We start from the raw sequence: 21,940 nt of genomic DNA, 5'->3' as shown, positions 1-21,940 counted from the left end.
ATAATTTTCTCAAAGAGACCTGATTGCTTATAAAATTACTGCAAAAAATCTGGCACTACATTCATGATTTTTAATGCATTGCCCATCACTGCGCTAAAAACTGGCGCTGATACCATACTTCCATAATAATGACCATTTTTAGGATCATTTATTACTACTGCTAAAGCAAATCTGGGATTACTCGCTGGAGCTACTCCAGCAGTACATGCAATATACTTATTAATATATTTCCCATGTGATCCAACTATCTTAACAGTCCCAGTTTTTACAGCAACCCTATATCCTTTAATTGCAGATTGACAACCACCACTCGGCAATGACACATTTTCCATCATGTCTAAAACAGTTCGCACTAAAGATCTTGGAAAAACTTGATTTCCTAATACCGAGGAAGAATCAACTCGTATAATAGAAAGTGGTCGAGATATTCCCATTCCACCAATAGTAGCATAAACTTTAGCTAATTGTAACGGAGTAATCATCAAACCATATCCATAAGAAAAGGTGGCGCGTTCTATGTCTGACCAACATCTATTATATGGATATATCCCGTTACTTTCTCCCACTAAGCCTATATTTGTTGATTTACCCATTCCAAAATTTGAATATGTATTGACTAAAACTGCTGCAGGCATAGCTAATGCTAATTTAGAAACACCAACATTACTAGACTTTTGTAATATTTCTCTAATAGTCAATTTTCTACGATATAGTACATCCTTAATTTGATGCCCATTAAGTATATAGGGTGATGTATTCATAATAGTGTCTTTTGTGATTATCTTATGTTTTAATGCAGCCATAATCACAATAGGTTTCACGGTAGAACCTGGTTCAAATGCATCAGTAATAGCACGGTTACGCATAACAGATTTATTAACAATGGACAAAAAATTGTTTGGATTATATGATGGACTGTTTGTCATAGCTAGAATTTCTCCAGTATTGATATCTATCAATACTATACTACCGGATTCTGCTTTATTCATATGTACAGCATTATTTAATTCACGGTATGCTAAATCTTGCAGGCGTTCGTCGATACTGAGAATAATATTCTGAGAAGATTGACCGTTATTCAAAGTAATTTCTTCAATTGTTCGACCAAATCTATCTTTGCGTATTACTCTTGTTTTGGGTTGACCAGTCAACCAAGAATCAAAACTTTTTTCTATACCTTCAATCCCTTGGCTATCTACATCTGTTACTCCTATCAAATGTGCAGTTGCACACCCAGCAGGGTAATATCTTTTTGATCCTTGTTGCAAATATACTCCTGGTAATTTAAGTTGACTAATGTATTTAGAAATAGTAGGATCAATCTGTCGTGCTAAATACAAAAAATGATCTGTAGTATGATTATTGATGAGAGATGATAGTTTATCTGATGATATAGATAATACCTCAGATAATTCTGTCCAACGACGTATATCAGCAGTAATACCGCCACTCTTGCTAATTTCTTGAGGATCAATCCAAACCGAATCAGCCGGTATACTAATTGCCAATAGTTGACCCATTCTATCAGTAATAATACCCCGAGTAGAGAGTGTGCTTTGCACGCGTAACGAACGCATGTTACCTTCATTAATTAGCTGGTCAGAATAAATAATCTGCAAAAAAGCTAATCTCAATAGCAAAATAATTAATACAAAAAAAATACCGCTATACAATAAATTAAAACGTTTGTTATTTAAAATTATTTTAAAATTGTAAGGTTCAAACTTCATATAACATAAATTGTATCATCACAGGAGGAGCTATAACTATTTTCAAATAATATTTTTATTTATCACATAAATAAATTTTATAGATTAGTACAATGTATTATCTTGAGTTAGTTCCGTGTAGTGCATTTGTAATTTATCCATTGCGATACGTTCAATACGATTATGATGAGATAATATTTTTTCTTCAAGAATTAAACTTCTCCATTCAGTATCCAAATTATTTTTCTCTAACACAAGTTTTTCGCGATCTATAATCATAGATCTAGTTTGATAAGTTACGAGAACAACTAACATTGCTGTTATTAACACTAACAACAATAAAAGCAACTGCCACTTACCATATAAGCACAAATCATCATAAATAATACTAACAAGGTTATATTGTTTCTTTTCCGTCATATTTAGATAGCCAATTTTTCAGCGCAACGTAATATCGCGCTACGAGCACGTATATTTCTTTTAATTTCTTGTTTTGAAGGTGTTAATTTTCCTATATTTTTTAATTGACACTTATTTTTATATTTACTAAATATTTGATTATTTGTTAATGGAAGCTTGGGAGGAATAGATAAAGCACAACTATGTTCACGAATGAAGTATTTTACCAATCGATCTTCTAGAGAATTAAAACTAATTACCACCAATCTGCCTCGTGGAGACAATATAATCAATGCATCTTTTAATACTTGCATTATTTCTTCTAGTTCATTATTAATGAACATTCTAATTGCCAGAAAACTTTTAGTTGCAGGATGTTTATTCATATTGCGATGCGGAATAGCATCGCAGATTAATTTCGATAAAACAATCGAGCGTATAATAGGCGTGTATCGTCTTTTAGACACTAAAATCTTAGCGATATTTTTTGCAAATCGTTCTTCTCCAAAATTTTTTAAAACCCAAGTAATATTTTCTTGAGATGCCTTCGATAACCATTCAGCAGCAGATATTCCGCTACTAATGTCCATCCGCATATCTAGTAGACCATCTTGCATAAACGAAAATCCTCTGCTACAATCATTTATCTGAAATGTACTGATCCCTAAATCTAGTAAAATACCATCCACTGATCCAATTAATCCTATATTTTTAACATGGTTGATCATTTTGGAAAATGAACTATGTATTATAGTAAATCTATCATCTTGTTCAGCAATGTGCTTTCCAATTTTGACAGCCAATAAATCTTTATCTATTGCTAACAAACGACCTCGTTTATTTAATTGAGATAAAATTAATTTAGAATGACCTCCTGAACCAAACGTTCCGTCAATATACATTCCTGTTGCTTTAATATTCAATGATTGTATCGCTTCATTTAGCAATACACTTTTATGACTGTAGTGAATATAGAACATGTATATAATAATAAAAAATACAGATGCACACATTTGTTATTTTATGAACAAAATACTTAATAATAAAAAATATCAGACACGCAACTTTCTATGTTTCATACTACTAAGTGTTTATATGAACTGCAATTGAAATATATTTCATACCTTATATTCAAAAAATAGAATTTGTATGGTTACAATCTAACAACTCATAAAAAATTTTATTATCATCGATGATGATAACACAAAAAATCAATCTTAAAAATATTATAACGCTATTATATTAACATTTTACTTTCAATAGTATTAATAGTTGACAAACGATATTTAATAGACTTAAAATAGATTTAATGTAATAAATTATTATTTAAAATCTGATATTATTGGTTCACAATTAGTATGTTATTAATTAAAATATTATATACATATCCATCCTAACATTCATGAGATGTAGATAATCATGAGTCAACAAGTCATTATTTTCGATACAACTTTACGGGACGGTGAACAGGCTTTACAAGCGAGTTTAAACGTAAAGGAAAAATTGCAGATTGCTTTTGCTTTAGAACGATTAGGGGTAGATATTATGGAAGTTGGATTTCCAATATCCTCTCCAGGAGATTTTGAATCGGTTCATACAATAGCTCAAAAAATAAAAAATAGTTTAGTATGCGCCTTGGCTAGATGTATTGATAACGATATTGATGTTGCAGCTGAAGCGTTAAAAGTTGCAAAAAATTTTCGTATTCATATATTCTTACCCACTTCAAATGTACATATTCAATCTAAATTGAAAAAAAACTTTGATCAGATTATAGACATGACCGTTCATGCGATACGTTATGCAAGAAAATACACTGATGACATAGAGTTTTCTTGCGAAGATGCTGGACGCACCAATATCGATAATTTATGTCGTATTGTTGAAATTGCTATTCAATCCGGAGCAAGCACAATTAATATTCCTGACACAGTGGGCTACACCACTCCATATCAGTTTGGGCAAATTATTACTTCTTTATATAATCGTGTCCCTATTATTGATAAAGCTATCATTTCTGTTCATTGTCATGATGATTTAGGAATGGCAGTTGGTAATTCTATTTCAGCTATACAGGCAGGAGCTCGTCAAATTGAAGGTACTATAAATGGTATTGGTGAACGAGCAGGAAATACTGCTCTAGAAGAAATAATTATGGCCATCAAAGTACGAGAAGATTTACTGAACGTACATACTAATGTTCGTTGTCAAGAGATTTATAGAGCCAGTCAAGTAGTTAGTCAATTATGTAATATCCCTATCCCGGCTAATAAAGCAATAGTTGGCTCCAATGCTTTCTCTCATTCTGCAGGTATTCATCAAGATGGTATATTGAAAAATAGAAAAAATTATGAAATTATGACTCCTGAAACTATTGGTTTAAAAGATGTTAAATTAAATCTCACATCTCGATCTGGAAGAGCGGCAGTAAAACATCATATGAAAACAATGGGTTATCAAGAAAGTGATTATGACATGGATAAATTATATGATGTTTTTTTAGAATTAGCAGATAAAAAAGGACAGGTATTTGATTATGATCTAGAAGCATTAGCATTCATTAACAATCAACAAGAACAATCAGAATTCTTCAGATTAAAATGTTTTCATGTAGATTCTAGCTCTTCTGAAGTTGCTCACGCCTCAGTAAAATTATATTGTGGAAACAACACATACACTCATTCGTCGAGTGGTAATGGGCCAATAGATGCAATTTATGAAGCGTTAACTCACATTTCTAAGTTATCTATAAATTTAGAAAGATATCAACTGAATGCAAAAGGACATGGTCGTAACGCGTTAGGACAAGTGGATATTGTTGTATCGTATGAAGGACGCAATTTTCATGGAGTTGGATTAGATACAGATGTAATAAAATCTTCAGTAAAAGCCATGATTCATGTTTTAAATAATATTTGGCGCGCGAAACAAGTGATAATTCAACGCAAATATATAAAAAAAAATAATAACTAGTAATTTGGAAAATCTAAATACTTATGAATAATAATTATCATATTGCAGTATTACCAGGGGATGGTATCGGACCGGAAACTACAAGACAAGTTTATAAAATATTAAATGTAATAAAAAAACAATTTCAAATCAATATTGTCACCACAGAACATAAAATAGGAGGAGATGCAATTAATAGTGAAGGCACTCCTTTTCCGAAAAGTACTTTAAAATATTGCGAACAATCAAATGCTATATTATTTGGAGCAGTAGGAGGACCACAGTGGACACATTTAAAAGGATCAGAAAGCCCGGAACAAGGAGCTTTATTAGCTTTACGCAAACACTTTAATTTATTCGCTAATTTAAGACCTATATACCTTGCTGATGAATTAAAAGAATTATCTCCTTTAAATATAAATATGATTCCAAATGGAATTGACATTATATTCGTACGTGAATTAACCGGAGGTATTTATTTTGGCCAACCAAAAGGACGTTCAGGGACAGGTTTAAACGAATATGCTTTTGATACTGCAGTTTATCATCGCTTTGAAATAGAACGTATTGCCAACATTGCTTTTAAATTAGCTCAAAAAAGACGTAAACGTGTGTCTTCTATAGACAAAGCTAACGTGCTACATACTTCTATGTTATGGAGAGAAGTGGTATCACATCTTGCAAAAAATTATCCAGATGTTGAATTAGAACACTTATACATTGACAATGCTAGCATGCAATTAATAAACAATCCTTCTAAATTCGATATTATTCTATGTCCAAATTTATTTGGGGACATTCTATCTGATGAATGTGCTATGATAAGTGGATCCATTGGAATGTTACCTTCTGCTAGTATTAATGAACACAATTTTGGTTTGTATGAACCTGCCGGAGGATCAGCTCCGGATATTGCAGAAAAAAATATCGCTAATCCTATCGCACATATTCTCTCTATTGCGTTATTATTTAGATATAGTTTAAAATTAGATCATATTGCAATTAAAATTGAAAAAGCAGTTTCTCAAGCATTAATGTTAGGATATCGAACTATTGATATAGCAAAAAAACACGAAAAAAGCATAAGCACTAATGAAATGGGTGATATTATAGCTGCGTTAATTAAAAACGAAAGAGAAAAATAATATGGGAAAATCCTTATACCAGAAGTTATACGATGCACATATAGTTCATAAGAATAAAGATGATGTTCCAATATTATATATTGATAGACATTTGTTGCATGAGGTTACATCACCCCAAGCTTTTGAAGCACTACGTCTAAGAAAACGTATAGTTAGACAACCAAATAAAACATTTGCCACTATGGATCATAACGTCCCTACTACAACAAAAAATATTAATCATTCTGGAAGTATGGCTAAAGAACAATTAGATAGATTAACAAAAAATTGTAAAGATTTTGGAATTACGTTATTTGGTTTAAATCATCCTTATCAAGGAATAGTTCATGTTTTAGCGCCAGAACAAGGTATCACATTACCCGGTATGACTATCGTGTGCGGAGATTCTCATACTGCTACTCATGGAGCTTTTGGTGCTTTAGCTTTTGGAATAGGAACATCAGAGATAGAACATGTATTAGCAACACAAACTTTACAACAAATTCGATATAAATCAATGCAAATTAACCTTTCCGGTATTATCGCTCCTCAAATTACAGCCAAAGATATAATTTTAGCAATTATTGGAAAAATTGGACATGGAGGAGGATCCGGTCATGTAGTAGAGTTTTGTGGACCTATTATCACTCTCTTAAGCATGGAAGAACGCATGACCCTGTGTAATATGGCTATTGAAATGGGAGCAACTTCTGCTTTAATAGCGCCAGATAGAACTACTTACGATTATTTAAAAAACCGTAAATTTTCTCCAACCGGAAAGAATTGGGAACAAGCATTATTATATTGGAAAACTTTATATTCCGACCATGATGCTCACTTCGATAAAAAATTTGATTTTGACGTGTCTAATGTTAATCCACAAGTAACCTGGGGAACTAATCCTAGTCAAGTTATCTCTATTGACCAACCAATCCCATCTCTAGAATCTTTTATAGATCCTATAGAACGCAATTCTGCTGAACGTGCTTTAATTTACATGAAACTTCAATCCAATACTTATTTAACAGATGTTTCTATCGATAAAGTATTCATAGGGTCATGCACTAACTCACGTATTGAAGATTTACGTGTAGCGGCACAAACAATTAAAGGACATCATATTTCCAAAAATACACAAGCAATTGTAGTACCCGGATCTAAGTTAGTAAAAAATCAAGCAGAAAAAGAAGGATTAAATAAGATCTTCATACAAGCAGGATTCGAGTGGCGTTTACCTGGTTGTTCTATGTGTCTAGCTATGAATAATGACAGACTCGAACCAGGTGAGCGATGTGCTTCTACTAGTAACCGAAACTTTGAAGGTCGCCAAGGGCGTGGGAGTCGTACTCATTTAGTTAGTCCAGCAATGGCGGCCGCCGCCGCCATTGCTGGACGCTTTGTAGATATTCGAAAATTTAAATGATATATATAGGACATATGCGTACATATGATTCAATTTATTCAACATACTGGTATAGTTTTACCACTTGATATTTCTGATATTGATACTGATACTATAATCCCAAAACAATTTTTAAAAGCTACTACTCGCTCTAATTTTGGGTTATACTTGTTTTTTAATTGGCGCTTTCTTGAAAATACACCTAAAATCTTAAATCCAAATTTCGTATTAAATGATCCGTATTATAAACATGCTAGCATTTTGCTAACCCAAAGAAATTTTGGATGTGGATCATCTCGCGAACATGCAGTATGGGCACTCATGGATTATGGATTCAAAGTTATCATAGCTCCAAGTTTTGCAGATATTTTTCATAAAAATAGTTTTAATAATCGCTTATTGCTTATAACTTTATCAGAATTAAAAATAAATGATTTATTTAAAGAAATTGCAACACAAAAAAAAGGTATATCTTTTACTGTAAATTTACACGAACAAATTATTTATGTACATAATAAAAAAAAGTGTTTTTTTGAAATAAATGACTTCCATAAACGTTGTATGCTTAATAATATAGACAATATTAGCTTAACTTTGCAATACGATGTTGCTATTAAAAAATATGAAAATAACCAACCATCATATTTAAAATAAATTGCAATAATAAAAATACGAACGCATTGGAACGCATATATATGAAAAAATTTCACAATAGTATGGATTAAAATAATTAAAAATTTGTATCAAAATGACCAGGAAATATATATTAAAATAATACGAATCAAATATTGAAATACTCTTATATTATATGTAAATGCAAAAATATAAACATAATATAAAATAATAGACATTGACTATTATCTGCTTTTATTTTTATATCACTTAATTAAAAAATGATTCATATAAATATTTCAATAAATGAAGTCTATTATTGGAAATTAATATTAAATACTAAAAACATGGCGTATGTAAACCAGTAAAAATTACAAAATAACTCGAATTTAATGTTACCCCAAGAAAAACGTATTAGTATGTTTTTTCACATCTAAATAAACCAATACCTACATAGATACAAAACATAAAATTCACTACTCATTAATCTATAAAAAAATATTTAAAAATCATGATAATTAATTAATAAGATAATATTCAGTAATAAATATACTATATAATATACTTATTTATCCAAGAATAAAGAGTTCATATTCTTTTTTGAATAACATGTATCAAAATAGTTTAACCAATGATTATTAAGTTTTTTTTTAAAAACACTATCATTAATTCAATTTTTATAATATTTTATACTCAATTTTATTTTTTGGCTCATGCATCTAATTGTCTGCAAATTCCTGTAGCCAATAATCTCTTTTCTATTGATCAACCCATCTATGTGTCATCTGATGAAATAGATATTTATTATCCTAATAAAATTCAATTTTCTGGAGATGTCAATATGAAACAAGATAATAACATTTTCATGTCCGACAAATTAATAATATCACTTAATGAAAAAAATGAATTATTATACAATACGCTGTATGCATGTGGCCATGTTAGCTATAACAACAACTATATTATATTAACTGGATCCCATGCTTGGATTAATTTTTATAATAAAAATATAGATATTCATGAAGGTACATATCATTTCTCGGAACCTCCTATTCATGGAACAGCAAATTCTATAATGCAGAGAGGGAAAAATCGTTATACTATTGTCAAGCAAGGAAAGTGTACTTCTTGTGTTTCAAACAAAAATTATTGGAACATAACAGGATCAGAAATGCTTTATGATCATCATAAACATAACATAGATGTATGGAATGCTTGTCTTAAAATAAAAAAAATACCAATATTCTATAGCCCTTATTTATCACTATCTTTACATCAAAATAATGTCTTAAGACACTACATACCTAATATTAAATACAGTAGCAAGCATGGGTTGATTTTTAAAATACCTTGTCCTATTAATTTCTCAAAACACTACTCAGGCAGCATCTCTCCATGTTATACATCTAACCTAGGAACAAAATTAGAAACAGAAATACGTTACTCAATTAAACCAGGAACTGGATTATTAATTTTAGATCTCGTAGAAAATAATAAAATGTGTAATAAAAAATTTTCCAACAATTACCATAACAGATATTGGCAATTATACTGGAAACATAATGGTATTATGAATAAAAAATGGCATTTTAATTCGAATTATATCTCAACTATAGGTTCCAATAATTATATTGAAAATATCAATATACCAACATATACACACTCTAATAATAATTGTATGAACCAAAAAATACTGTGCAATTATACTGATAAAAATTGGAACGCTAATTTATCTTATTTTGGTATCACAAATATTAATATTACGACAATTAAAGACTATTATAATTACAACGAATCGTTCCAACTAGAATTAAATTCATATTATGATAACATCAAGCATAAACCATTAAATTTAAAGTTATTTAGTCAAATAACCCAATTTATACCTGTAAATCATCATTATCCAAAAACAATCAGAATACACACGGAACCAACTTTAAATTTCTCAATAAATAATTATTATGGCCGTTTTAATACTGAAGCCAAATTAAAAATAACACATTATCGACAAAAAAATATAAATCATTATAACAGAACACAATATCCAAACTATCATTTAGAAAATATAGTTAATCGTATCGTCCCGCAATTAAAAATCAACGGAAAAATGATTTTAAAAAAAAACGCGCATATTTCAAAAAAATATAAACGTTTTTTAGAACCAAAATTACAATATTTATATGTACCATATCGTTTTCAAGAAAACATTGGTATCTATGATACTGATATGATTCATATAGATCATAAAAATTTATTTCGTGACACTACATATAGTGGATTGGATCGTATTTTACCTGTTAATCAAATTACAGGAGATATAACCATACGATGTTTTAAGAAAAAAAAAGAATTATTTTATGCATCTATAGGTCAAATTTTGAATTTAAGAAAACTTAATTCCGAATATATAAAAATATCTAAATGCACACAAAACACTCCTAATATTCTGTTATTTTCAGGAATAAGTCATTGGAATATTAACGATTATTGGCATATGAACACCGAAACGCAATATGATATGCAACGTCATACATTATCATTTGGAACTATAATATTAGAATACACAGGTAAAAACAATCAAGTTTTACAAACACATTATAGATATACCAACGAACGATATCTTGAAAAAATACTACCAGATATTAAAGCACCAATATACCACAACACAATTGCTCAATTAGGCGCACTCGCTTGTTATCCTTTAATTAATAATTGGAAAATAAGTTGCGCATATTACCATAACATAAAAACTAATCAACTCATTGATCAAGCAATAGGAATAGAGTATTATACGCCATGTTGGGGGATTAATGTATCTTGTGAGCGAAAAATAATTGATTGGAACAAACAATTGAACCGTAATACATATGATAATAAAATACGATTAGATATCAAAATATATAGCTCTACATCAGATTTTAAAGCAAACCCATATAAAATGTTGGACATAGGCATATTTCCTTACCAACGTACATTTTAACCTTAAATATCACATGAAGTCAAATTCGTGCTTATAATATTGTTAATAATATGAAATTTTGGAAAATATTCATTCTAATATTTACGTTAAAAACAAATATTGTTCTTGGGGCATTAAAAACGGTAGACAAAATTGTAGCATTAGTGAATCACAATATCATATTAGATAGTGATATCAGACATAATATTTATATGATTCAAGATAATATCTTAAATGGCAATGACAATATATTACAAGATATTTCACATTATCAAAAAATATTAGATCAATTAATCATAGATAACCTCATTTTCCAAATTTCTGATCAACAAAAAATCAATATTGACCACACTCAACTTAATCAAATGATTAATTGTATTTTAAATTTATATGATATGACATTCGATAAGTTTCGTGCATACCTATATGATATTGGCTTAAATTACGAAAAATTTTATTTCCAACAATATCAGCATATGCTTAAAAAGCAGATATGTGATCATGTTATGCATGATCGTGCTCATATATTAACAAATGAAATAAATAAAATTGTCAAAAAATCAAATATTATCGATATTAATAAGCAATTTAAATTAAGGCATATTACATTTTCATTACCAATACAACCCACTCCAAGCCAAATAGATAGAATAGAATATTTTGCAAGATTATTAATTAAAAAAAAAGAATTTAACAATAATATTAAGGAACTTATACGCACATATTCTAATAAAAATATTATTCAAATAATTAAAGTACACGAAACAGAATGGGTTTCATGGAAAGACATACCAATTATTTTTGATAAATATTTACAAACAATAAACAAAGGCGATGTTATCGGTCCAATTATATCTTGCGACGGAATACATATTGTAGAAATACAAGATATACGTTATAAACAAATTATGCTACCTGTAACTAAAGTTACAGCAAAAATATTTGGTATACAAAATTCATGTGAAAATATAAGCATAGTGGAACAATTGTTACAAATTAAAGAAAACATGGAAAAAAGTAATACTGCTTTTAACATGATGATTAAAGAAAAATCCAAAGATATATGTTTTAATCATTACGAAGAAAATACAATATGCAAGGATTTAGATGATTTCGAGCCATCAATCCGAAAAGCTTTGAGTTCTTTAAAAAGCAATGAAATTAGCATACCAGTACACACCTCTTGCGGATGGCGTTTAATTCAATTAATAGATATATCTATATTAGAATATAATGAAATAATGTATGAACGTGCTTATTTATATTTATTAAATAACAAATTTGATGAAATTATGAAAAATTGGATTCAAGAATTACGATCCGAATCATATATTAAGATCATTAACTAAAATGATAAAAAAAAATAAACAATTTCAACGCATTGTGCTTACTACGGGAGAACCGGCTGGGATCGGTCCTGACATAATTATTATGAGCGCACAAAAGAAATGGCCTGTAGAGTTGGTTGTGTGTGCAGACCCTAATTTACTATTAGATAGAGCAAAGCAAATAAATCTGCCTCTAAGATTACGTTCTTATCATTCTAAAAAAATAGCATCTCCTTGTATGCCCGGAGAATTATCTGTATTAAAAATGTTACTTCCACAAAAAACTATACCTGGTCAATTAAATGTTAATAACAATAATTATGTTGTTCATACTCTAACAAGAGCATCACAAGGATGTTTAAATGGAGAATTTTCAGCATTAGTGACCGGTCCTATACATAAAGCTATTCTTAATAAAGGAAACATAGCATTCAGTGGGCACACTGAATTTTTATCTCAAATCAACAAATGTAAAACAACTGTAATGATGCTAAGTAATAGAAAATTACGTGTTGCTTTAGCCACTACCCATATACCTATATTATCTGTTCCAAAAATGATTACTCAAAAATCTCTTTGCGACACTATTTCCACTCTCGCGAAAGGATTAAAAAAATACTTTGGTGTTCCACACCCTAAAATTTATATATGCGGCTTAAATCCACATTCCGGAGAATCCGGCTATATAGGAAAAGAAGAGATTAATATCATTATACCTGCTTTAAATATTTTAAAGAAAAAAATTAATTGTGAACTAATAGGTCCTTTGTCAGCTGATACAATATTTCAGAAAAAATATATTCAACATGCAGACGTAATATTAGCTATGTATCATGATCAAGGTTTACCTGTTTTAAAATATTCTGGATTTGGTCAATCAGTAAATATTACTTTAGGATTACCTTTTATTAGAACCTCTGTAGATCACGGTACTGCTCTTGAACTATCTGGAACAGGAACAGCGCTACCTGATAGTATGATTATGGCTATTACAGTTGCAATTAAAATGTTGAGTCATCATTATGAAAAAAATATACTATAAAAATCATCTTATAAAAAAAAAATGGAGCCAAGTATTCCTTAAAGATCAAAATGTTATTGATACTATTGTTAAAACTATTAATCCTAAAAAACATCAAAAAATACTAGAAATTGGACCCGGATTAGGTGCGTTAACTAAACAAATTCTAAATATTGCAGATCTCGATTCTTTAATATTAATAGAACGTGATTCAAACTTAGTCAATCGACTAGTTCAAATGTTCAACAAAAAAATTAATATTCTGCACCAAGATATAATGACAACAAATTTTTTTGATTTATCACATAAAGTTGGTCAAAAACTACGATTAATAGGAAATTTACCCTATAACATAGCCACAGAATTAATTGTGTATTTATTCCAATACACTAATGTAATTTACGATATGCATTTCATGTTTCAAAAAGAAGTAGCTACACGACTTTACGCAAATCCTAATAAAAAAGAATATGGAAGACTAAGCATAATAACACAATATCATTGTAAAGTTGTTCCATTGTTAACTATACCAGCAACTTCTTTTTTTCCTATCCCAAAAGTAGAATCTATGGTAATGCGTCTCCTCCCCCACACAAACACTCCCTATCCAATAGTTAATATTGGAAAATTATCTTCGCTAACAAAATTAGCTTTTAGACAAAGACGAAAAACTCTTCGAAACAGCTTATCTACATTTTTTAACGAAACAGAAATAACACAAAAAGGAATAAATCCGGCACTGCGAGCAGAAAACATTACTATTAATCAATACTGTACATTAGCAAATATGTTAAATAACAAATAAACTTGCTATATGATGTGTTATCATAACTGGTATCATTATTTTATAATTGTATTTCAACTAAAAAAATGTTATAAATCTATTTTTATTAAAAAATCATATACCATTGAATTATGATATGTTTATTTAAACAGTACTGTAAATCAATACCGCAATAGCATAAAACTCTTTTTTTTAACACAAAAAATATTTAAAATAAAATCAGTTTCTATTATAATGAAAAAATTGTTTACTAACAGTCGCATATTTTCATATTTTTATAAAATATATTTTTATTATACAAACAATCTTTTTCTAAAAAAGGAAAGTTTATCTTAATACAAAATATTAAAAATATTATGATATATTATGTATTTGATTAATTTTTATTGTAAAAAAAATCTATAATCACCCAAATGTCTACTTATTTTATTGGAGATGTCCACGGATGTTACAAACACTTACAAACTATACTAGATCATGTATGCTTTAATCCTAAAGTTGATACTCTGCATTTTACCGGAGATTTAATCGCCAGAGGACCAAATTCATTAGAGGTATTGCGTTTAGTCTATGCATTTAAAAAAAGTGCTTCCATAGTGTTAGGTAATCATGAGCTACATTTATTAAAAACATATTTTGGAATAAATAGTAGAAAACGTAAAGATTATTTTGATGCGATATTCAATGCTCCAGATCTAGAAGAATTAATTAATTGGTTACGTCATCAACCTATGTTATTCATAGATGAAAATAAAAAGATATTAATGACCCATGCAGGCATTAGTCCTAATTGGAATATTAACAATACTAAAAAATATGCCCAAGAAATAGAAGAAATTTTAGTTAGCGACCATTATTTTCTGCTTTTTAAAAAAAGCATACATGACAATGTATCTGATACATATCAGATACATAATAATAAATTAAAACAAATACAAGAAAACATAAATGTATTCACACGAATGCGTTATATTTATCTAAATGGTCAATTAGATTTAAAATACAAAGGAGCTCCTAAGGATGCCCCAAAAAATATATATCCATGGTTTTCTTTAAACAAATTAGTTGATCCCACATATAATATAATTTTTGGTCATTGGGCATCTTTAGGAGAAATAGAAATACCAGATGGTATTTATGGATTAGATTCTGGTTGTTGTTGGGGAGGGGCGCTGACCTTATTGCGATGGGAAGACAAAAAGATTGTATGCATACCTTGTGACCCATCTACTTAACTTAAAAATAATTAAATTTGATGATTATTTATACATATTCTATACAAATAGAAATAAATTAGTACCATATTGTAATTATCACTCTTTTAAAAATAATTTATTAATATGCAAGATTGGTTTCATTAACATAATGTTTATTATTAATCATACTAATTTTTATTAGTAGCGTTCTAAAATAGAAAAATGCAAATAACAAAAACAATCCTCTCTAACTTTATAGAAACTATTGAAAATAGATTTCCATTCTCTTATATCATAATCAGGAAACAAAATGTCACCATCAATTTCAACCATGTTATGAATATATGTTAAATATAAGCGTTGCGCACGAGGTAAAAAAACATTGTATATTTCACTGCCTCCAATTACCATAACTTCATATGCGTCCTGTATTAAAGATAAAGCTTCATCTATATTTTCCGCTATAAAAACACCATTATAATTATTTAATAAATTACGACTTAACACAATATTCAATCTATTTAATAATGGTTTCTTACCTATAGACTCGAATGTTTTGCGTCCCATAATAATTGGCTTATATAAAGTATGATACTTAAACCACTTAATATCTATAGGTAAATACCAAGGAATAACATTTTTTTTTCCAATTATATGATTGGTAGTCAACGCAGCAATTAAGCTAATAATCATTATGGCATAACGTTCAACGTGTATGTAAAATTATAAAATACTTTTTAATAAAATCTATAATGACAGAAACATACCAAGTGTAATTCTGCAATATATACTAATTATAGTTTTAATGTACTATTTTAGAATGCATATCTTGAAGTGATACCACATGTTCTGTAGTATCAACAGCTAATGACATAGCTGCAGCAAAACTTCCATTTATTGTAGTAATATAATAGACGTTATGTCGCAATGCAATTCGGCATAATAATGCCGCATAATCATTACTAATATTGTCTGTTAAAGTAGTATCCACAATATAACTATATCCACCATTCTTAATTTTTTTATGAATATATGGATGAGTTACATGCACTGGTCTAATCATCTGAGAAACAAGACCAACACTTTTTAGTATATTCGCTGTTTCACATGTAACATCCAACATAAAACCATTTTTAATAAATTTAGTAACTAAATCCACTGCTTTATCCGTATCTTTATTAGATAATGACAATAATACATCGCCATGTTTTTTCATATACAACTGACTACTTAATGTTGCTTTAGCAAATGCTTCTTCAAAAGTACGTCCAATACCCATTACTTCTCCTGTAGATCTCATTTCTGGGCCTAACTTTGGGTTCATGCCGATAAATTTGTTAAATGGTAATACTACCTCCTTCACTGAAAAATAAGGAGGAATTACTTCTTTTAAAATACCTTGATCCAACAAAGATTGTCCAATCATTACTCGGGTTCCAATTTTTGCTAACTCCATACCAGTGGCTTTAGATACAAAAGGAATTGTACGTGATGCTCTTGGATTAATCTCAATTATATAAATTTCATCTTTTTGTATTGCAAATTGTATATTTACCAAACCTTTTATATTAAATTTAAATGCTAGTTCTTTTACTTGACAACGTATTCTATCCTGAATATTTTTACTTAACGTATGAGCTGGCAAAGAACACGCTGAGTCCCCGGAATGTATTCCTGCGTATTCGATATGCTCCATAATTCCCCCGATAAACACCTGTTTTCCATCACAAATTGCATCTACATCTACTTCTATCGCATTTTCTAAAAAACTATCTAACAAAACTGGTGCATTATTAGATACTAATATGGCATTTTTAAAATAGAATAATAATTCTTTTTCATTGTATACTATTTCCATGGCCCTACCTCCCAAAACATAAGAAGGCCTGACTACTATGGGGTACCCTATATTTTTAGCTTTTTTTAAAGCTGATTGTATAGATATAACAGTAGCATTATCTGGTTGCTGTAAACCTAAACATTTTATTGATCGTTGAAATCGTTCCCTGTTTTCAGCTTGGTCAATTGCGTCCGGACTCGTGCCTATAATAGATATCCCAGATGCTTCCATTTCTTTCACCAATTTTAATGGAGTTTGACCTCCATATTGAACAATCACGCCTGTTGGTTTATTTATACGTATAATTTCTAAGATATCTTCTAATGTAATTGGTTCAAAATAAAGAATATCCGATATATCATAATCAGTGGATACAGTTTCAGGATTGCAATTCACCATAATTACATGATATCCGCTTTCACGTAACGTTATTGCTGCATGAACGCAACAATAATCAAATTCAATACCCTGACCAATGCGATTGGGTCCCCCTCCTAATATCATTATAGTTTTATTTGTGTGATTAAATTGAAATTCACATTCACCATCGTAAGTAGAATACATATAAGAAGTATTAGTAGAAAATTCTGCCGCGCATGCATCTACATGTTTATACACAGGATGTATATCATATATAAATCTTAATGTACGAATCTTATTTTCTGATACTCCTGTCAATTTCCCCAATCTTGCATCAGAAAACCCTTTCTTTTTAAGACAATATAACCGATTCTTGTCAAGACATGATATACCTTCCAACATTATATCATTCTCTAATTGTACTAATTCTTGAATTTGAACTAAAAACCAACGGTCGATATTAGTTAAATAAAAAACTTGTTCCAAAGATATGCCGTAGCGAAAAGCATCGGCAATATACCATATTCGATTACTGCTAGCATTTTTTAATTCATATACAATAATACTAAATGCTTTAGGGTGATTTAAATCAATTTGAGAATCTAGTCCCATTACTCCTATTTCTAATCCGCGTATTGCTTTCTGTAAAGATTCTTGTTGACTACGACCGATTGCCATCACTTCACCCACTGATTTCATTTGAGTTGTCAATTTATTGTGTCGCTCTGGAAATTTTTCAAAATTAAAACGCGGAATTTTAGTTACTACATAATCGATTGATGGTTCAAAAGATGCAGGAATACAACCATTGGTAATATCATTTGATAATTCATCCAGAGCATACCCCACTGCTAACTTAGAAGCTATTTTTGCTATAGGAAATCCAGTTGCTTTCGAAGCTAACGCCGATGACCTCGATACTCTCGGATTCATTTCAACAACGATAAGTCTTCCATTATTTGGATTGACCGCAAATTGTACATTAGCTCCTCCAGTCTCTACTCCAATTTCACGTAATACCATTATTGAAGCATTTCTCATTATTTGATATTCCTTATCGGTCAAAGTTTGAGCTGGCGCCACGGTAATGGAATCACCAGTATGAATACCCATGGGATCAACGTTTTCTATAGAACACACAATTATACAATTGTCTTTAATATCACGTATTACTTCCATTTCATACTCCTTCCAACCAATTAAAGATTCATCAATTAAAAGTTCATGATGGGGATATGAATCTAATCTATATCTACAAAGTTTTTCAAATTCTTCTTGAGTATAAGCAACACCGCCTCCGGTTCCTCCTAAAGTAAAAGAAGGACGAATAATGCAGGGTAGACCGATTTTTTCCAAAACCATCATAGCTTCATCTATATCGCGTGCAACACCAGATCGTGCTGTTTCTAAGCTAATTTTTTTCATAGATTCTCTAAATTTTTGACGATCTTCTGCCTTACAAATAGAATCTATCGTTGCTCCAATTGTTATTATATTAAATTTTTTTAAAATTCCGTGACGTTCTAAATCTAAAGTGCAATTCAAAGCAGTTTGTCCGCCCATAGTTGAGAGCAGTGCATCCGGATGTTCTTTTTCAATAATCTTATGTATTATTTTCCATTGAATCGCTTCGATATAAGTGACATCAGCCATATCAGGATCCGTCATAATTGTAGCAGGATTAGAATTTACTAAAATAATACGATATCCTTCTTCACGTAACGCTTTACAAGCTTGTGCGCCAGAATAATCAAATTCACAGGCTTGACCAATAACTATTGGTCCAGCTCCCAATAGTAAGATGCTGTGTATATCGGTTCTTTTTGGCATATTATTATACTCTCAAACTTATTATTTATTACGGTAATTTTTAATTAATTTAATGAAATGACCAAATAACGATGATGCAGCATCATGAGGGCCAGGACTAGCCTCTGGATGTCCTTGAAAACTAAAAGCAGGTTTATTAGTATGATGAATACCTTGGAGAGTACCATCAAATAATGAAATATGCGTTATTTTCAACGTATCAGGTAAAGTTTGTTTGTCTACTACAAAATTATGATTTTGCGCGGTAATTATAACCTTGTTTGTTTCTATATCTTTAACTGGATGATTGGAACCATGATGTCCAAATTTCATTTTTACCGTTTTAGCTCCGCTAGCTAACGCAAGTAACTGATGTCCTAAACAAATTCCAAACAATGGGATTGTAGTTGTATTTAAAAAAGTTTGTATAGAATTAATGGCGTATTCATATGCATTTGGATCTCCGGGCCCATTGGCCAGAAAGATACCATCTGGTTGCATATCAATTATTTCTTGCGCTGTAGTATGTGCCGGAACCACAGTTAATAAACAACCATAATCTACTAATATACGCATTATATTTCGTTTAACACCAAAATCATATACTACAACACGATAAGGTAAGTACAATGGAGTGCAGAATACTCCAGATTTAATATTCCAAGTACCTTGATTCCAAATATACCGTTGAGAAGTACTTACTTCATGAACAAGATTAAGTCCACTCAATCCAGTAAATTCACGAGCCTTACGCAATGCTAATGTAGCATCAGGCATATCACAAGCAATGATACAGCCGTGTTGTATTCCTTTTTCTCGTATTAAACGAGTTAACTTACGAGTATCTACTCCAGCAATTCCAACAATATTTTGTTGCACTAAATAATCTGAAAGGCTCAATGTATAACGAAAATTACTAACAACCATTGCTAGGTCACGAATAATTAGTCCTCTTACCTGAATACAAGAAGATTCATTATCAAATTCATTAGTACCCACATTTCCAATATGAGGACAAGTTAATATGACTATTTGATAAGCATAAGAAGGGTCAGTAATTATTTCTTGATATCCAGTCATTGATGTGTTAAACACTACTTCTCCTACTGTTTCTCCTTCTGCGCCTATTGCATAACCATAAAATTGATTACCATCTTCTAGTACTAACAATGCTGATTTCATTAAAATAACTCTATCTTAATAGATAAATAAATCATTAAGTATATAACTTACATTTAATTTATTAGAAGAAATTGATAAGTCAAATATTAAATTAATAATACTATTATTTTAGATTAAAATAAAACATGTGTAAATAAAATTTATACATGTTTTATTTATTATTAGTCTCAAAATTCTTTAAATAACATAAATTATATATCATATATATGATTATATAACTATATAATTATTTACTTGCATTTAGCTATCATAATAATGTATCCATTTCTAAAATATCGCTTATATCAAATAATCCTATTTTATCGCGCCCTACCCAAAAAGCGGCACGTAATGCCCCATGAGCAAATATTAAACGATCCGATGCTTTATGCGTGATTTCTAAACGTTCTCCTGGTCCTGCAAATAAAACAGTATGTTCTCCAACGACATCTCCAGCACGTATCGAATGAATTAATATATCTTTATAAGAAGACGCTGGTGAATACGTTGTAGAATCAAGATTAGAATCTATAATTCTATTAGAATGAATAGATCGCAATGCATTTACAATAATATTTTGCATTGTTAAAGAAGTTCCAGACGGTATATCACGTTTCCTGTTATGATGAGTTTCAATAATACTGATATCTGAAGTATTACCTATAACTTGTGTAATCTTATGCAATAATTTAGATATTAACGCTACACCTATACTAAAATTGGAGGAAAAAACAATTCCTATTTTATGAGACGCATTTAGAATAATATTCTTATGTATCTGATTAAATCCAGTAGTACCAATAACTATATTTTTATTATTATTAACACAAAATTTTAAATATTCTATAGATATATCAGGGGCAGTGAAATCAACCAAAACATCAAAATTATCTTTAATTGATTCCAAATTATCAGTAATTTCTATACCTAAAGCATCAGTGTTTATTAATATTCCAGCATCCATTCCACAAATGTTAGTATTTAAACGTGTTATAGCAGCTCCTAAAACAATTTCTTGACTAAATTGTTTTTCTTCTTTAACAATACACGTTACTATTTCTTTTCCCATGCGACCAGTTACTCCCGTAACGGCAATACGGAGAGGTGTATCACTCATAATTTTATAACCTTATTAATAATGTTTATTCTTTACATACAAAAAATTTATGACTCTAATTTGTTCCTATATAATACTAAGTACAATAAAGTATAATAAGTAATGTTACATATCGTTTTTAATTTTTTATAATCAGCTTCTTTGTATTTAATACGTAATGTTACTGT

Annotated in this window: 16 protein-coding genes; 9 read left to right on the top strand and 7 right to left on the bottom strand. The window is 29.9% G+C overall.

All coding sequences use genetic code 11. The features are described 5' to 3' along the window. Positions 1 to 35: 35 nt before the first annotated feature. From ftsI to rsmH, 3 genes are all read right to left on the bottom strand, one after another. The gene (gene ftsI, locus BPEN_RS00685; protein WP_011282687.1) at positions 36 to 1,730 is read right to left on the bottom strand and encodes a peptidoglycan glycosyltransferase FtsI; all 1,695 of its coding nucleotides are present in this window, start codon (positions 1,728 to 1,730) and stop codon (positions 36 to 38) included. 84 nt (positions 1,731 to 1,814) lie between these two features. Next, the gene (gene ftsL / locus BPEN_RS00680; RefSeq protein ID WP_011282686.1) at positions 1,815 to 2,129 is read right to left on the bottom strand and encodes a cell division protein FtsL; all 315 of its coding nucleotides are present in this window, start codon (positions 2,127 to 2,129) and stop codon (positions 1,815 to 1,817) included. A gap of 2 nt (positions 2,130 to 2,131) precedes the next feature. After that, positions 2,132 to 3,088 carry a 16S rRNA (cytosine(1402)-N(4))-methyltransferase RsmH gene (rsmH, locus tag BPEN_RS00675; protein ID WP_041567531.1) on the bottom strand — a complete coding sequence of 319 codons (957 nt, stop codon included), beginning with the start codon at positions 3,086 to 3,088 and terminating at the stop codon, positions 2,132 to 2,134. 439 nt (positions 3,089 to 3,527) lie between these two features. Here rsmH and leuA point away from each other — a divergent pair, with 439 nt between their 5' ends. From leuA to apaH, 9 genes are all read left to right on the top strand, one after another. Next, positions 3,528 to 5,081: a 2-isopropylmalate synthase gene (leuA, locus tag BPEN_RS00670; protein WP_011282684.1), complete on the top strand. Its 1,554-nt coding sequence runs from the start codon at positions 3,528 to 3,530 to the stop codon at positions 5,079 to 5,081. Between the two features lie 23 nt (positions 5,082 to 5,104). Then, positions 5,105 to 6,205, top strand: a complete 1,101-nt coding sequence (gene leuB, locus BPEN_RS00665) for a 3-isopropylmalate dehydrogenase (RefSeq protein WP_011282683.1) — start codon at positions 5,105 to 5,107, stop codon at positions 6,203 to 6,205. 1 nt (position 6,206) lies between these two features. Further along, entirely contained in the window at positions 6,207 to 7,607 is a 1,401-nt protein-coding gene (leuC, locus tag BPEN_RS00660; RefSeq protein WP_011282682.1) for a 3-isopropylmalate dehydratase large subunit, read from the top strand. Positions 7,608 to 7,631: 24 nt separating this feature from the next. Beyond that, on the top strand, positions 7,632 to 8,240 hold the full coding sequence (gene leuD / locus BPEN_RS00655) for a 3-isopropylmalate dehydratase small subunit (RefSeq protein WP_011282681.1): 609 nt from the start codon (positions 7,632 to 7,634) through the stop codon (positions 8,238 to 8,240). A 664-nt stretch (positions 8,241 to 8,904) separates the two neighbouring features. Then, positions 8,905 to 11,178, top strand: a complete 2,274-nt coding sequence (gene lptD / locus BPEN_RS00650) for an LPS assembly protein LptD (RefSeq protein ID WP_238374066.1) — start codon at positions 8,905 to 8,907, stop codon at positions 11,176 to 11,178. A 50-nt stretch (positions 11,179 to 11,228) separates the two neighbouring features. After that, positions 11,229 to 12,506 carry a peptidylprolyl isomerase gene (locus tag BPEN_RS00645; RefSeq protein WP_011282679.1) on the top strand — a complete coding sequence of 426 codons (1,278 nt, stop codon included), beginning with the start codon at positions 11,229 to 11,231 and terminating at the stop codon, positions 12,504 to 12,506. Between the two features lies 1 nt (position 12,507). Beyond that, positions 12,508 to 13,527, top strand: coding sequence for a 4-hydroxythreonine-4-phosphate dehydrogenase PdxA (gene pdxA, locus BPEN_RS00640; RefSeq protein WP_011282678.1), 1,020 nt, complete (start codon positions 12,508 to 12,510; stop codon positions 13,525 to 13,527). Next, a complete protein-coding gene (gene rsmA / locus BPEN_RS00635) occupies positions 13,508 to 14,311 on the top strand; it encodes a 16S rRNA (adenine(1518)-N(6)/adenine(1519)-N(6))-dimethyltransferase RsmA (RefSeq protein WP_011282677.1) in 804 nt (267 codons plus the stop codon). Before pdxA ends, rsmA begins: the two co-directional genes overlap by 20 nt. A gap of 392 nt (positions 14,312 to 14,703) precedes the next feature. Continuing rightward, positions 14,704 to 15,525 carry a bis(5'-nucleosyl)-tetraphosphatase (symmetrical) ApaH gene (gene apaH / locus BPEN_RS00630; RefSeq protein WP_011282676.1) on the top strand — a complete coding sequence of 274 codons (822 nt, stop codon included), beginning with the start codon at positions 14,704 to 14,706 and terminating at the stop codon, positions 15,523 to 15,525. Positions 15,526 to 15,684: 159 nt separating this feature from the next. On the opposite strand, the gene folA is transcribed toward apaH, so the two are convergent. The 4 genes from folA to dapB all read right to left on the bottom strand — a co-directional run bounded on the left by folA (position 15,685) and on the right by dapB (position 21,773). After that, a complete protein-coding gene (gene folA / locus BPEN_RS00625; protein WP_011282675.1) occupies positions 15,685 to 16,179 on the bottom strand; it encodes a type 3 dihydrofolate reductase in 495 nt (164 codons plus the stop codon). A gap of 109 nt (positions 16,180 to 16,288) precedes the next feature. Further along, complete coding sequence (gene carB, locus BPEN_RS00620) at positions 16,289 to 19,516, bottom strand: carbamoyl-phosphate synthase large subunit (protein ID WP_011282674.1); 3,228 nt, start codon at positions 19,514 to 19,516, stop codon at positions 16,289 to 16,291. A gap of 21 nt (positions 19,517 to 19,537) precedes the next feature. Then, entirely contained in the window at positions 19,538 to 20,677 is a 1,140-nt protein-coding gene (gene carA, locus BPEN_RS00615) for a glutamine-hydrolyzing carbamoyl-phosphate synthase small subunit (RefSeq protein ID WP_011282673.1), read from the bottom strand. Positions 20,678 to 20,924: 247 nt separating this feature from the next. Then, entirely contained in the window at positions 20,925 to 21,773 is an 849-nt protein-coding gene (dapB, locus tag BPEN_RS00610) for a 4-hydroxy-tetrahydrodipicolinate reductase (RefSeq protein WP_011282672.1), read from the bottom strand. Positions 21,774 to 21,940 lie beyond the last annotated feature (167 nt).

The organism is Candidatus Blochmanniella pennsylvanica str. BPEN, assembly GCF_000011745.1.
Taxonomy (GTDB): Bacteria; Pseudomonadota; Gammaproteobacteria; order Enterobacterales; family Enterobacteriaceae; genus Blochmanniella; species Blochmanniella pennsylvanica.
The sequence above is the reverse complement of the archived record's forward strand: the minus strand, read 5'-3'. Positions and strand labels throughout refer to the sequence as shown.